Annotated in this window: 11 protein-coding genes and 1 riboswitch; of the genes, 4 read left to right on the top strand and 7 right to left on the bottom strand. The window is 71.3% G+C overall.

Translation table 11 applies throughout. The annotated features are described in order from the left end of the window. Window positions 1–7: 7 nt before the first annotated feature. Both AOK22_RS31890 and AOK22_RS31885 read right to left on the bottom strand, forming a co-directional pair. Entirely contained in the window at window positions 8–247 is a 240-nt protein-coding gene (locus AOK22_RS31890) for a hypothetical protein (RefSeq protein ID WP_055702200.1), read from the bottom strand. After that, window positions 234–1,616, bottom strand: a complete 1,383-nt coding sequence (locus AOK22_RS31885; protein ID WP_055702199.1) for a PspC domain-containing protein — start codon at window positions 1,614–1,616, stop codon at window positions 234–236. The genes AOK22_RS31890 and AOK22_RS31885 overlap by 14 nt, the downstream gene beginning before the upstream one ends. 184 nt (window positions 1,617–1,800) lie before the next feature. On the opposite strand from AOK22_RS31885, the gene AOK22_RS31880 reads away from it, so the two are divergent. Continuing rightward, window positions 1,801–3,090 (top strand): ATP-binding protein, encoded by a 1,290-nt coding sequence (locus AOK22_RS31880; RefSeq protein WP_055702198.1) that lies wholly within the window; start codon window positions 1,801–1,803, stop codon window positions 3,088–3,090. After that, window positions 3,087–3,815 (top strand): LuxR C-terminal-related transcriptional regulator, encoded by a 729-nt coding sequence (locus AOK22_RS31875; RefSeq protein WP_055702197.1) that lies wholly within the window; start codon window positions 3,087–3,089, stop codon window positions 3,813–3,815. The genes AOK22_RS31880 and AOK22_RS31875 overlap by 4 nt, the downstream gene beginning before the upstream one ends. A gap of 29 nt (window positions 3,816–3,844) precedes the next feature. On the opposite strand, the gene AOK22_RS31870 is transcribed toward AOK22_RS31875, so the two are convergent. Both AOK22_RS31870 and AOK22_RS31865 read right to left on the bottom strand, forming a co-directional pair. Then, window positions 3,845–4,486, bottom strand: a complete 642-nt coding sequence (locus AOK22_RS31870; protein ID WP_055702196.1) for a hypothetical protein — start codon at window positions 4,484–4,486, stop codon at window positions 3,845–3,847. 33 nt (window positions 4,487–4,519) lie between these two features. Further along, window positions 4,520–5,569, bottom strand: a complete 1,050-nt coding sequence (locus tag AOK22_RS31865; RefSeq protein ID WP_055702195.1) for a C40 family peptidase — start codon at window positions 5,567–5,569, stop codon at window positions 4,520–4,522. A gap of 345 nt (window positions 5,570–5,914) precedes the next feature. Here AOK22_RS31865 and AOK22_RS31860 point away from each other — a divergent pair, with 345 nt between their 5' ends. Next, on the top strand, window positions 5,915–6,268 hold the full coding sequence (locus AOK22_RS31860) for a hypothetical protein (protein WP_055702194.1): 354 nt from the start codon (window positions 5,915–5,917) through the stop codon (window positions 6,266–6,268). Window positions 6,269–6,458: 190 nt separating this feature from the next. Here AOK22_RS31860 and AOK22_RS31855 read toward each other — a convergent pair whose 3' ends face one another. Then, on the bottom strand, window positions 6,459–7,667 hold the full coding sequence (locus AOK22_RS31855) for a C40 family peptidase (protein ID WP_055702193.1): 1,209 nt from the start codon (window positions 7,665–7,667) through the stop codon (window positions 6,459–6,461). Window positions 7,668–7,674: 7 nt separating this feature from the next. Then, a riboswitch (cyclic di-AMP (ydaO/yuaA leader) is annotated at window positions 7,675–7,830 on the bottom strand. A 255-nt stretch (window positions 7,831–8,085) separates the two neighbouring features. Here AOK22_RS31855 and AOK22_RS31850 point away from each other — a divergent pair. Next, entirely contained in the window at window positions 8,086–10,680 is a 2,595-nt protein-coding gene (locus tag AOK22_RS31850; protein ID WP_055702192.1) for an ATP-dependent DNA helicase, read from the top strand. A gap of 103 nt (window positions 10,681–10,783) precedes the next feature. On the opposite strand, the gene AOK22_RS31845 is transcribed toward AOK22_RS31850, so the two are convergent. Together AOK22_RS31845 and AOK22_RS31840 are read right to left on the bottom strand one after the other, a co-directional pair. After that, window positions 10,784–12,331, bottom strand: coding sequence for a M23 family metallopeptidase (locus tag AOK22_RS31845; RefSeq protein WP_055702191.1), 1,548 nt, complete (start codon window positions 12,329–12,331; stop codon window positions 10,784–10,786). Between the two features lie 195 nt (window positions 12,332–12,526). Beyond that, the coding region (locus AOK22_RS31840) for a lipase family alpha/beta hydrolase (protein WP_055702190.1) at window positions 12,527–13,221 on the bottom strand (695 nt) is incomplete at its 5' end.

Below are 13,221 nucleotides of genomic sequence, written 5' to 3'. Positions count from 1 at the left end.
GGCCCCCCTAGTCCCGCGACTCCCCGGCGCCCTGGGAGCGGTCACCCGCACGGGCCGCTCCCCTCGGACGTATCCCGTGGATCGTCGCTGCCACGCCCGCGAGGAAGAGGCCCGCCATCACGAGCGGCAGCGCGACGAACCACGGCGCGTCCCAGGCGCCGCCCGCGTCACCCGCGTACACGACGGCGACCGTCAGCAGGAACAGTCCCGCCACCAGCTTGCCGGGGTGGAATTCATGACGTAGCACGGGTCACCTTCGCTTGTCCGAGGCCGACTTCGAGGCGCAGATCGATCGTGCCGCCGTCCTTGCCGCCCGCGGACGGCTCCAGCGTCACCTTCTTCTCCCTGCCCGGAGCGATGTCCAGGTCCTTGCTGGTGTCGTCCGGCAGCACGATGTCGCCGACGCCCACCTCCGCGTCCAGCCGCACGGTGGCATCCTTCGGCACGATCACCCTGAGGTCGCCCGCGCCGACCTCGGCACTGGTCGTCAACGTCTTGCCCTTGCCGATGTCGATCTTGCTCAGGTCGAGCTTGCCCGTTCCGAGCCCCACCTCGTAGTGGGGGCGGACGTCCGCCACCGTGGTCGGTATCCAGTCCGTGCGGGCGATGTGCGTCGTGATGTTCTTCGGAAGGGCCGCCGAGGCCGCGAGGAGTCCGGCCGTCAGTACCGCGAGGACGATCGATCCCGCCCCCGTGCGGCCCAGGAAGGCGCTGACCGCGATGCCGAGGCCGAACACCGCGAGCGCGCACGCGAGGCCGGTCTGCAGCGTCGTGCCCAGCGGATGGTTCTCCCAGGTCAGGCCGGTGCCGAGACCGCCGGCGAGCAGGGCGAACAGGAAGATCCAGCCGCCGATCCAGCGCGGCCCGCGGGGCCTGGGCGCGGGTGAGGGCGTGCCGCCCGCGGTCTCCCGGGACTGCCCGAAGAACACGGTCCTGTGGCGGCCCGTGGGCCGGTACTCCACGTCCAGGCTCTCCGGGCCCCAGAAATAGCCCGAGAGGCCGTCGTGCGTGCCGTCCTTGACGATCGGGTCGCGCCACCAGGAGGGGCCGGTGGTGACGGGCGGCGCCTTCGCCTCGGGCGGGGCGTCCGCCGCGGCCTGTGCCGCCACCGGGTCGGGGGCGAGGGTGTCGCGCTGCCGCGACCAGTACCCCGCGCCCGCGAGGAGCAGGGCGAGGGTGGCGGCGAAGGTGAGCGCCCCGCCGTTGTTCAGCAGAGTCAGGAAGACGCCGCAGCCGACGAGCGCGAAGAGCACGGCGGTCAGCGCCTGGCCGTCGACGCGGCCGGAGAGGAGCCTGCGCGCCTCGTTCTCCTCCTCGTCCTCGTACGGCACGAAGAGCCAGGCGAAGCCGTAGAAGACCAGGCCGAGGCCGCTGGTGATCGCGAGGACCGCGAGACCGATGCGGAAGATCACCGGGTCCATGTCGCAGTGCCGGCCGAGCCCGGCGCACACGCCGCCGATCTTCTTGTGCCGGCGGTCGCGGCGGAACTTTCGCTCCTCCGCGGGCAGGCCCGGCCCGGGATCGCCGACGGGGCCGCCCGGCTGGCCGTGCGCGGTGCGCAGGGCGTCGCGGATGGCGGCCTCGGTCTCCGTCTCGGCGGGCTGCTGATCTGTCATGCGTCCATGGTGACGGCCACGGGCCCGCCGCGGCAGTCGGGACGACCCTGGCCGAACCCTGATATTGCCCCCGAGACGTCTCGGGCCCCACCCCTGACAGGGCCGGGGCAGGGGCCGAGATCAGGGAAGTCTCGGGGGTCGACCCTGATGCCCGCACTCGCGCTCGCGTGTGAATATCGATGGCATGCCGGAAGCCGCTGCCCCGCCCCTCGACGACGTCCGACCGCTGCGCAAGCTCTATCGCAGCGGTGACGGGCGTTGGCTCGGCGGCGTGGCGCGCGGACTCGCCGGGCATCTCGGGCTGCCCGTGATCTGGGTCCGGCTCATGTTCGTCGGCCTGTTCACCGCGGACGGCCTCGGCGCTCTGCTCTATGCCGCGTTCTGGTTCTTCGTCCCGCTCGGCGTGGGCGGGGTCGACGCGGAGCGTCCCCCCTCGGCCTTCACGACCGAGACATCGGCGGACGGCCGCCGCCGGCTCGTGGCCCGCAAGCCCGACAAGGGCCAGCTCGTCGCGCTCCTCGCGATGGTCGTCGTCGCGATGGTCTTCGTCGGCAATGTGGACCTGGACGGTTCGACCAAGGCCTATGTCGTCCCGACGCTCCTCGTCGCCGCCGGCGTCGCCCTCGTCTGGCGGCAGGCCGACAATGCCCGCCGGGCCCGCTGGATGGCCGTCGGCCGCCGCAGGCGCACCCTGACGCTGGCCCGGTCGGCCGCCGGAGTGCTGCTGGTCGGCGCCGGCGTCTCCGGCATCTTCGTGCTGCAGGGCTCCGCCGCGCACTTGGGCGCCGTCCTGCAGGCCGCGCTCGCCGTGCTCGTCGGCATCGCGCTGCTCGCGGGCCCCTATCTCGTCCGTATGACGCAGGACCTCTCCGAGGAGCGGCTGATGCGCATCCGCGCCCAGGAGCGCGCCGAGGTCGCCGCCCACGTCCACGACTCCGTGCTGCACACCCTGACCCTGATCCAGCGCAACGCGGACAGCGCGAGCGAGGTGCGCCGCCTCGCCCGCGCCCAGGAGCGCGACCTGCGGGCCTGGCTCTACAAACCCGAGGGCACCGGCAAGGACGAGGACGAGGAGCCCGACACCCTCGCCGAGGCGGTGCGCCGCAGCGCCGCGGAGGTCGAGGACAAGCACGGCGTGCCCATCGAGGTCGTCGTGGTCGGCGACTGCCCGCTCGACGAGCGTCTGACCGCGCAGATGCAGGCCGCGAGGGAAGCGATGGTGAACGCCGCCAAGTACGGTGGCGAGGGCGGCGCGGTGCAGGTCTTCGCCGAAGTCGAGGGAGAGACGGTGTTCGTGTCCGTACGGGACCGCGGCCCCGGGTTCGACCTGGACTCGGTGCCGGACGACCGCATGGGCGTACGAGAATCGATCATCGGCCGCATGCAGCGCAACGGCGGCACGGCGCGGCTGCGCGCGGTGCCCGGCGGCGGCACGGAAGTCGAGCTGGAAATGGAGAGGACGGCGACGACATGAGCGACGCGACCGAGGCGAACGAGCCCGTGGAGCCGACAGGTTCGGACGAGGGCGGTGCGAGCGGGCGTCGTGTGCGAGTTGTCCTGGTCGACGACCACCGGATGTTCCGCACCGGAGTGCAGGCGGAGATCGGCCGGACCGAGATCACCGGCGTCGAGGTCGTCGGCGAGGCCGCCGACGTCGACCAGGCAGTCACGGTCATCAACGCCACCCGCCCCGAGGTCGTCCTCCTGGACGTGCACCTCCCCGGGGGCGGCGGGGTGGAAGTCCTGCGCCGCTGCTCGCCGTTGATGGCCGATGCGGAGAGCCCGGTGCGTTTCCTGGCGCTCTCGGTCTCCGACGCCGCGGAGGACGTCATCGGCGTCATCCGGGGCGGCGCCCGCGGCTATGTCACCAAGACCATTACCGGCACCGACCTGGTGGACTCCATCTTCCGGGTGCAGGACGGCGACGCGGTGTTCTCGCCGCGCCTGGCCGGCTTCGTCCTGGACGCCTTCGCCTCCACCGACGCGCCGCCGGTCGACGAGGACCTGGACCGCCTCACCCAGCGGGAGCGGGAGGTTCTGAGGCTCATCGCGCGCGGGTATGCGTACAAGGAGATCGCCAAGCAGCTCTTCATCTCCGTGAAGACGGTCGAGTCACATGTGTCGGCGGTCCTGCGCAAGCTCCAGCTGTCCAACCGCCATGAGCTGACGCGGTGGGCGACGGCGCGGCGGCTGGTCTGAGCGGAGCGGCCGTGCCCCATGGGGGCGCGCTAGCGGTGGGCGGCGCGGGATGCCGTCAGGGCCGGGCCCAGTCTGCGCAGGGCCCAGCGGTAGTGGCCGACGGCCTTCGCGGCGCCGAGCAGGCCCGTCAGCCACAGGACCAGGCCCGTGCCCATGCCGAGGGCGACGTCGGTGTAGGTCTCGCGGCCGGGTTCGGCGTACGCGGCCGCCGCGAAGGACGTCCACAGGCCGAGCGCGCACATGGCGAGCGACGACAGGAGCCAGGCGAGGCTGAGGCCGGGCGAGCGCAGCCGGGCGTCGGAGGAGGGGTGGCTGTCCAACGCGAGCCAGGCTTCGGTCAGTTCCCGTATCCGCCGGTCGTGGCGGAGACCCACGACGACGCCGATCACCGAGGGGGCCAGTGCCGCCAGGCCGGCCAACGCGAGGACCGGGGTCAGCATGAAGCCGAGGGGGTCCTTCGCGTCGAGGAACCGGATCGGCAGCGTCAGCAGCGCCCAGCCGATGACGCCGCCGACGCCGCACAGCCACAGCAGCAGAAGGCGGTGTATCCCCAGGTGCCGCCTGCGCAGCTCCCCGAGGGCCGTCCCGCGGTCGCTGAGCAGGGCCTGACGGTCCGGCCAGGTGCGCAGATGCACGGGCGGTGGCGGAGGCGGCAGGACGCGGCGGGGCATGGGCCCGACCCTACTGGGGGGCTTCGTGCCTGCTCACACCACCCGGGTGGCTCCCGCGAACGGCATCTGGTCGATGGGCGCGAGCCGCACCGGGGCGCTCGGGTTCGGGGCGTGGATCATCTGGCCGTTGCCCACGTAGAGGCCGACGTGGCTGATGCCCGAGTAGAAGAACACCAGGTCGCCGGGGCGCAGTTCGCCGCGTGAGACGCGCTGGCCCGCGGCGATCTGGGCGTAGGTGGTGCGGGGCAGTGAGACGCCCGCCGAGCGGTACGCGGCCTGGGTGAGCCCCGAGCAGTCGAAGGCGTTCGGACCGGTGGCGCCCCAGACGTAGGGGCTGCCGAGCGCCTTGTAGGCGTACGAGACGGCGGACGCGGCACGGGCGTTGGGGGCCTTGGACGGTGCGCCCGTGGGCGCGTGGCGGTCGGCCGAGCGGGCGGCGCGGTCGCCCTCGTCGTCCGCGAGCCGCGCGCGCTGGTCGGCGGTGAGCCGGGCCAGCAGCCGCTTGGCCTCGCCGAGCTTTCCTGTGACCGTCTTCTTGTGCTTGCGCAGCTCCGCCTGGCGGGCTCGGAGGGCGTCGAGGCGGACGTCGGCCTCGCTGTGCAGCTGGTCGATCGACCGGAGCTGCCTGCGTACGTCGTCGACCGCGGCGGCCTGGCGGCTGCCGGCCCGGTCGGCGAGCGCGGCGCGGTCGAGGAACTGGTCGGGGTCGGAGGAGAGCGCGAGCTGAACGGAGGGGTCGATGCCGCCGGTGCGGTACTGCGCGGCGGCGTAAGAACCCAGGCTGTTGCGGGCGGCGTTGAGCTTCTCCGTCTTGCGGGCTGCCTCGTCGCGCAGCTCGCCGAGCGACTTCTCGGTCTTCTCGGCCTTCTCCTTCGTGCCGTTGTACTTCTCGGTGGCTATCTCCGCCTCGTGGTAGAGCGAGTCGACCTTGGACTTCACCTCGGCGGGGCTGAGCCGTGGTTCCGCGTGCCCCGTGCCGTCGAAAGCGGTCGCCGACGCGGCCCCCGCGAGAGCGAGGGTGGCGGCCGTACGGGCCGTGCCGCCGCTGAGCGAGCGCTGTCTGGGCTTGCGGTGCGCTGCCACGAAGTGGGCTCCTTACCTGTCCGGCGGCGGCCCGCACAGGGGGAGCGGGCCGCCGCCGGGTTTCTCGGCGGTGGTGTCCGACTGCCGTCCTGGGCGGGACGACGGTGGGGAGCCGGTCACCTGGTGAAGGACGCTAAACCTGGCCGTCACGGGTTGGTGACGGATTGTGCGCAATTGGAAGAAGTGCGCGAGGCTACGACCGTGCGTGATCATGTCGATCACGGAGTGATGACCTCTTCGCACGCATCTGTGACCGATGGGTCCTTTGCGGCGTTACTGCCGGTGGCGTGGTGATACGGGGGCGCCTGGAGGGGGCGTCGGAGGCCCCGGCTAGGCTCCGGCCTCATGGACGTACTCATCCATCTCTTCGTCGGCCTGCACATCATCGGCATCGCCTCGCTCCTGGGCGGCTTCCTGACCCAGATGAAGCAGATGGGCCAGGGCGGGGCCCGCTTCACCCCCGCGATGCTGCACGGCGCGCTGACCATGCTCGTCACCGGCGTGGCCCTGGTGGGCCTCAACCAGGCGGACGACAACACGGTCAACAACCTCAAGATCGGCATCAAGATGGCCGTGCTGATCGTGATCCTCGCGCTGGTCTATGTGAAGCGGGACGAGGAGAAGGTCGACAAGGGGCTGTTCGGCGCGGTGGGCCTGCTGACCACGGCGAACATCTTCATCGCGGTGCTGTGGACCTGATCGTCCGGCGGAGCTGAGCCTTCCGCCGACCGGTGGAACCGAGCCTTCCGTAGGCGGGCGGAACTGCGTCTTCCGTCGACCTGAGTCCTCGGCGGAGCGAGTTTTCCGCCTCTACGCGCGCGTGGCCCGCATCCCCGGGAGGATGCGGGCCACGCGCGCGTAGGAGTACGACGTACGTGCCGTCCGGTTGCTACGCGGGACGCACCACGCTGTGGATCGGCATGTAGTAGATCGACTCGACACGGACGTTCGCGCCCGGCTTCGGCGCGTGGATCATCTTGCCGTTGCCGATGTAGATGCCCACGTGGCTGATGTCGTCGTAGAAGAACACCAGGTCGCCCGGCTTGGCGTCGGCGGTCTTCACGGTCGTGCCGACCTTCACCTGGTCCCAGGTGGTGCGCGGCAGGGAGATCCCCGCGGCCTTCCACGCGTCCTGGGTCAGCCCCGAGCAGTCGTAGGAGTCGGGTCCCGTGGCGCCCCACACGTACGGCTTGCCGATCTGGGCCTCGGCGAAGTCGATGACCTTCGCGGCCTTGGCGGCGTAACTGCCGTCCGTGGAGCCGGAGCCCGAGCCCGATCCCGAGCCGGTCCCCGAGCCCGTGCCGGTCCCCGAGCCGGAGTCCTGGCCGCCCCCCTGCTCCTGATCCTTCTCCTTCTGCGCGGCCTCTTCCGCCTTGCGCTTGCGCTCCGCCTCGGCGGCCTGCTTGCGGGCCAGCTCCTCGGCCTTGCGCTTGGCCTCCTGCTCCTTCTTCCGCTCGATCGCCGCCAGCCGCGCCTTCTCCTCGGCGGTCAGCTTCGAGAGCAGCCCACGTGCCTCGCCCAGCTTCTTCTGGACGGCCTGCTTGCTCGTCCTGAGGTCGTCCCGCGACTCGCTCAGCGTCTTGAGGCTCTTCGCCGCCTTCGCGCGCTGCTTCGTCGCCGACGCCTGCTGCGTCTGGTAGTCGTCGACGGCCTTCTTCTGGCGCGTGGTCAGGCGGTCGGCCAGGTGGTTCTGGTCGAAGTAGCCCTGCGGGTCGTTGGCCAGCATCATCGTGGCCGTCTCGGAGACCGCGCCGGTGCGGTACTGCGCGGCGGCGAACGAGCCGAGCTCCTGACGGGCCTCGTTCAGCTCGTCGGTGCGCTTGGCGACGTCGTCGAGCAGGTGGTCGACCTTCTTGCGCTGCTTGTCGGTGCGCTCCTTGGCCGAGTTGTACTTCTGGGTGGCCACGCCGGCCTGGTGGTACAGGTCGTCGACCTTCTTCTGGACCTCTTCGAGGCTGGGCTTCGTCGGCGCGGAGGGCGCTGCCTGCGCGCTCTGCGACAGGAGGGCGACGGAGGTTATTGCCGCCGTCGTGATGCCGAGGGCGGGGGCCGTGCGCATTCCGGCCGTACGGGTCCGCGGCTTGCGGTGCGACGCCAAGGAGGCGACTCCTTCCGTAGACCGCCTACCGGGTTAGCTGTCGGGTTCGGGCGGGTGGTCCGGAAGGTTGCCCTACAGTCCCGTACTTCGTACGGGACCGATTCACCCCAAGGTCATGGTGGGTCCCCGGCTCCGAACGTGTCGGACTCGGCGGGGGCCACCCGGTCCCGGCGGGGTTCGCCGGTGGGGGACGAGCGGCCCGCCGGGCACGCTAGCCAACTTGTGCGGCGCCTGTGAAGGTTGATGTTCGATATGCCCGATACATTTTCGTGACTTCGCGAGGGCCTTGACGCGGACACGCTACGGCGTAGCGGAGTGTGACCGTCCGCGGGCGGCACGTAGGCGAGCGCCTTCCGCCGGAGGAGGTGGCCGGAACCCGGGGCGGGTTGTCAGTGGGGCCGCCTAGACTCGGGAGGCGATGAGCAGCCTCTTTGACGACAGCTTCCTGGCGGACCTCCAGCCCTCGAAGGGCACCGAGGAAGAGCCCCCGCCGCCGCCCGAGGACAGCGCCCCGGAGCCCCTTCCGGACGACCTGTTCGACGGGAAGTTCGACGCGCCCATGTCCCGGGACACGCACTACCGCGACGGCGCCCCGCGCCCGGTCATCGACCCGGCGGCACTCCTCGACGGGCTGAACGAGAACCAGCGCGCGGCCGTCGTGCACGCGGGCTCCCCGCTGCTCATCGTCGCCGGCGCGGGCTCCGGCAAGACCCGCGTGCTCACCCACCGCATCGCGCACCTCCTCGCCGAGCGCGGCGTGCACCCCGGCCAGATCCTCGCGATCACCTTCACGAACAAGGCCGCGGGCGAGATGAAGGAGCGCGTCGAGCAGCTCGTGGGGCCGCGGGCCAACGCGATGTGGGTCTCGACCTTCCACAGCGCCTGCGTCCGCATCCTGCGCCGCGAGTACAAGAAGCTGGGCTTCACCTCGTCCTTCTCGATCTACGACGCCGCGGACTCCAAGCGTCTGATGGCCCTGGTCTGCCGCGACCTGGACCTCGACCCGAAGAAGTTCCCGCCGAAGTCCTTCAGCGCCAAGATCTCCAACCTGAAGAACGAGCTGATCGACGAGGAGGACTTCGCCGCCCAGGCCGCCGACGGCTTCGAGAAGACCCTCGCCCAGGCCTACGCGATGTACCAGTCGCGCCTCCGCGAGGCGAACGCGCTGGACTTCGACGACCTGATCATGACGACGGTCCACCTCCTGCGCGCCTTCCCGGACGTCGCCGAGCACTACCGCCGCCGCTTCCGCCACGTCATGGTCGACGAGTACCAGGACACCAACCACGCCCAGTACGCCCTGGTGCGCGAGCTGGTCGGCCCCTCCGGAGGCGAGGGCGACGACCCCGCCGAGCTGTGCGTGGTGGGTGACGCGGACCAGTCGATCTACGCCTTCCGCGGCGCCACCATCCGCAACATCCTCCAGTTCGAGGAGGACTACACCGACGCGACGACGATCCTCCTGGAGCAGAACTACCGCTCCACGCAGACGATCCTGAGCGCCGCGAACGCGGTCATCGAGCGGAACGAGAGCCGCCGCCCCAAGAACCTCTGGACCAACCAGGGCGCGGGCGCGCGCATCACCGGCTACGTCGCCGACACCGAGCACGACGAGGCGCAGTTCGTCGCCGACGAGATCGACCGTCTCACGGACGCCGGCGACGCCAAGGCCGGCGACGTGGCGATCTTCTACCGGACGAACGCGCAGTCCCGTGTCTTCGAAGAGATCTTCATCCGCGTCGGCCTGCCCTACAAGGTCGTCGGCGGCGTCCGCTTCTACGAGCGCAAGGAAGTCCGGGACGTCCTCGCGTACCTGCGCGTGCTCGCCAACCCCGAGGACGCGGTCCCGCTGCGCCGCATCCTCAACGTCCCCAAGCGGGGCATCGGCGACCGCGCGGAGGCGATGATCGACGCGCTCTCGCAGCGCGAGAAGATCTCGTTCCCGCAGGCGCTGCGCCGCGTCGACGAGGCGTACGGAATGGCGGCCCGTTCGGTCAACGCCGTGAAGCGGTTCAACACGCTCATGGAGGAGCTGCGGACCATCGTCGAGTCCGGCGCGGGCCCGGCCGTCGTCCTGGAGGCCGTGCTCGAACGGACCGGGTACCTCGCCGAGCTCCAGGCGTCGACCGACCCGCAGGACGAGACCCGCATCGAGAACCTCCAGGAACTCGCCGCCGTGGCCCTGGAGTTCGAGCAGGAGAACGGCCGGGCCGAGGGCGAGGCCGATGGCGCGGAGCCGGCTCAGGGCGCCGAGGGCGCCGCGGGCACCGGCACCCCGGAAGGCGCCGCGCCCGAGGAGGGTGCCGACGCCGCCGAAGGCGCCGGTGGTGCGGAAGGTGCCGCTCCGGTCGGTTCGCTCTCCGACTTCCTGGAGCGCGTCGCCCTGGTCGCCGACTCCGACCAGATTCCGGATGAGGAGGACGACGGCTCCGGAGTCATCACCCTCATGACGCTGCACACCGCCAAGGGCCTTGAGTTCCCTGTGGTGTTCCTGACCGGCATGGAGGACGGCGTCTTCCCGCACATGCGTTCTCTGGGGCAGGTCAAGGAGCTGGAAGAAGAGCGTCGCCTTGCGTACGTCGGCATCACGCGCGCGCGTGAACGGCTCTACTTGACGCGGTCCTCGATGCGCAGCGCCTGGGGCCAGCCCTCGTACAACCCGCCGTCGCGCTTCCTCGAAGAGATTCCGGATGCGCACCTGGACTGGAAGCGGACGGGTGCCGTCGCCGCGCCGCCGCCGTCCCGTTCGTCGGGTCCTGCCGGGGGCATCGCCTCGTCGCTGTCCTCCTCGCGCTCCCGCTCCGGCGGCGCGCAGGGCTTCGCCACGCGCCGCGCCTCGGAGAAGCCGGTGGTCTCGCTCGCGGTCGGCGACCGGGTCACGCACGACCAGTTCGGCCTCGGCACGGTGGTCGGAGTGAAGGGCACGGGGGCGAACGCGGAGGCGACGGTGGACTTCGGCGACCCCAAGCCGAAGCGTCTGCTGCTGCGGTACGCGCCCGTGGAGAAGCTGTAGCCCGGCAGGGTCCCCGCAACGATCTGTAGCCCGGCGGGGCCTCGGGCCGCCACCTCGGTGGGGGCCCGAGGGGCCCGACGGCCGGGATTCCGGAAGGGGTGTCCTACGTCGGGTCGAGGCCGTGGCTGCGCAGCCACGGCAGCGGGTCGATGGCCGAGCCGCCTGCGGGGCGCACCTCGAAGTGCAGGTGCGGGCCCGTGGAGTTGCCGGAGTTCCCGGAGAAGGCGATGACGTCGCCCGCCTTCACGGGGCCGCTGGAGATCTTGTGCGTGGAGAGGTGGCAGTACCACGTCTCCGTGCCGTCCTTGGCGGTCACGATCGCCATGTTGCCGTAGGCGCTGTTCCACTTCGTGGAGACGGTGCCGTCGGTCGCGGCCATGACCTCTGTGCCGTACGACACGGGGAAGTCGATGCCGGAGTGCGCGGACATCCAGTTGATGCCGGCCTGGCCGTAGCGGGCGCTCAGGCCGTGCTGCTTCACCGGCAGCGCGAACTTGGGGCGGAGCCGCTCCTTGCGCGCCGCCTCCGCGGCCGCCTTCTTCTCGGCGGCGACCTTCTCGGCCCTGAGGTCGATGCGCTCCTGTGTGCGGCTCGCGCGGTCCGCGAAGTCGCCGGCGTCTGCGGAGAGGTTCGCCAGCTGGGTGTCGAGCTTGTTGTTGGCGGCGGACGGCTTCACGGCCGTGGCGTCCGGGGCCGATGCCGCCGTCGTGTCCTTGTCGTCGTCCCCGCCGAAGCCGCCGACGGAGGCGGCCGCGACCCCGGCGACGCCCATCACGCACGCCGAGGGCACGGCGACCGTGAGGAGGGCGGAGCGCTTGGCGGGGGAGCGGCGGCGGGTCCGCGAACGGCCGCCGCCCGCGGGGTCGCCGCTCTTGCCGCGGGAGGAGCGGCGGGAGAACGGGGCGGCGTCGGGGGAGTCGACGGCCGTCGGGTCGAACTCGGTGTCCTCGTACGTGGACCCGGGGGCGGTGTCGTACGCCGACTCGGCCGAGATCTCGTACTGGTCGGCGAGTTCGTAGTGGTGGGCGCCGGTCTCGGGCTCCGTGGCCTCGTACGAAGAGGGCGCCTCGTGAGCCTCTTGCGGCTCGGGCATCTCGTGCGCGGCGGGCACCGTGTGCGCCGTGTGCGTGTCGTGCGTGCCGCCGGAGTTCCACGCCGTCGCGTCATACGCGCCCGTGTCGAAGGTCTGCGTCTCCCACTGGCCGGTCTGCGGCGCCTGGTTCCAGGCGGCGGCGTCCCACTGGCCCGTGGCGTCGGGGCCCGGCTGCGCGGGGATGTCGGCGAGCTGCTGATGGCCGCCGGTCGACCACACGGCGGTCGTGTCATAGCTGCCGGTGTCGTACAGGGAGGCGTGGTGCTGCGCGGCGTACGCGTCGTAGTTGAGCGTCTGCTGGGTGCCCGTGGTGGTCGCCCACTGGCCCGTGTCGTACTGGCCGCCGCCGTGCAGGTCACCGAAGAGCGGGTCGGCGGCGAAGGTGCCGGTGTCGAAGCCGGCCGTCGCGTAGCTGCCGGTGGACCCGTTGGCGTAGCCGTCGTAGCCGTAGCCGCCTTGCTGGGTGTCGTGCTGGTCGTACGTCGCGTAGTGCGCGTAGTCGGCGCCGGGTGCCGAGGGCGAGGGAGTCGAGCTCCCCGACGGGTGACGGTCGTTCACCAACTTCTCTTTCGCCTCGGCAGCAGGGGCAGAGCAGTGCGGCGACTGTACCCGGCGGTATACGGGCGCGACAATCTTCGGCAGGTTTCGTGGTCTCAGGAAACGGGCATTCGGCCGCCTTTCGGCGGTCTGTGGGCGTAGCTTTGGCCTTGCGTTCGAGAATTGTTCGATAATAAATCGGTTGCGCTCGTCGAGTCAGGCGACCGTGACGCCGTTCGGTGCGCCCTTCGCGTCGGTTCCCGGGTGCGCGAGATCGAGTGCCTGACGTATGCCGTTCGCGACCGCCGGGTGGACCGGGAGCGCGAGATGGCCGATGCCGGTCACGCGGACGTTCTGCGCGACCAGGTCCGGGTGGTCGACGCATGCCGTCTCCAGCGGCGCCATGATCTGGTCCAAATCACTCCAGAAGCTCACGAACTGCGTGCGGCAGCCCGGCGCCGGTTCCTTCAGCTCCTCGATCACGTCGGAGCCCGGACGCATCTGCCGGACGATCGGGTGCGCGTCCGCGAGCGGCACGACCCGGGTGCCCGAGTGCGGCGTGCCGAGGGTGACCAGGGTGCGGATGCGTACGTCGCCGCCGAGCCGCTGCGCGTAGTAGCGGGCGATCAGACCGCCGAGGCTGTGCCCGACGACGTCGACGCGGGTGTGGCCCGTGCGCTCGCAGAGCTCTTCCACGTGGCGGCCGAGCAACTCGGCGGCGGCGCGGATGTCGCAGGTCAGCGGCGAGTAGTTGAGGGACTCCACGCGGCGTCCGCCGTCCTGGGCCAGGGCGCGGCGCAGCAGGACGAAGACCGAGCGGTTGTCGATGAAGCCGTGCAGGAGCAGGACCGGGGGCCTGCGGTCCGCGGGGAGGCGGGGCGCGTCGGGGGGCGGCTGGACCGGGGTCGGCC

This window comes from Streptomyces silaceus, from assembly GCF_001419745.1.
GTDB classification, from domain to species: Bacteria; Actinomycetota; Actinomycetes; order Streptomycetales; family Streptomycetaceae; genus Streptomyces; species Streptomyces silaceus.
The sequence above is the reverse complement of the archived record's forward strand: the minus strand, read 5'-3'. Positions and strand labels throughout refer to the sequence as shown.

Excerpts from the sequence above, each read along its gene's own strand:
- AOK22_RS31885 (WP_055702199.1), bottom strand. The coding sequence starts at position 1,616 with ATGACAGATCAGCAGCCCGCCGAGACGGAGACCGAGGCCGCCATCCGC.
- AOK22_RS31880 (WP_055702198.1), top strand. The coding sequence starts at position 1,801 with ATGCCGGAAGCCGCTGCCCCGCCCCTCGACGACGTCCGACCGCTGCGC.
- AOK22_RS31850 (WP_055702192.1), top strand. The coding sequence starts at position 8,086 with ATGAGCAGCCTCTTTGACGACAGCTTCCTGGCGGACCTCCAGCCCTCG.
- AOK22_RS31860 (WP_055702194.1), top strand. The coding sequence starts at position 5,915 with ATGGACGTACTCATCCATCTCTTCGTCGGCCTGCACATCATCGGCATC.
- AOK22_RS31875 (WP_055702197.1), top strand. The coding sequence starts at position 3,087 with ATGAGCGACGCGACCGAGGCGAACGAGCCCGTGGAGCCGACAGGTTCG.
- AOK22_RS31870 (WP_055702196.1), bottom strand. The coding sequence starts at position 4,486 with ATGCCCCGCCGCGTCCTGCCGCCTCCGCCACCGCCCGTGCATCTGCGC.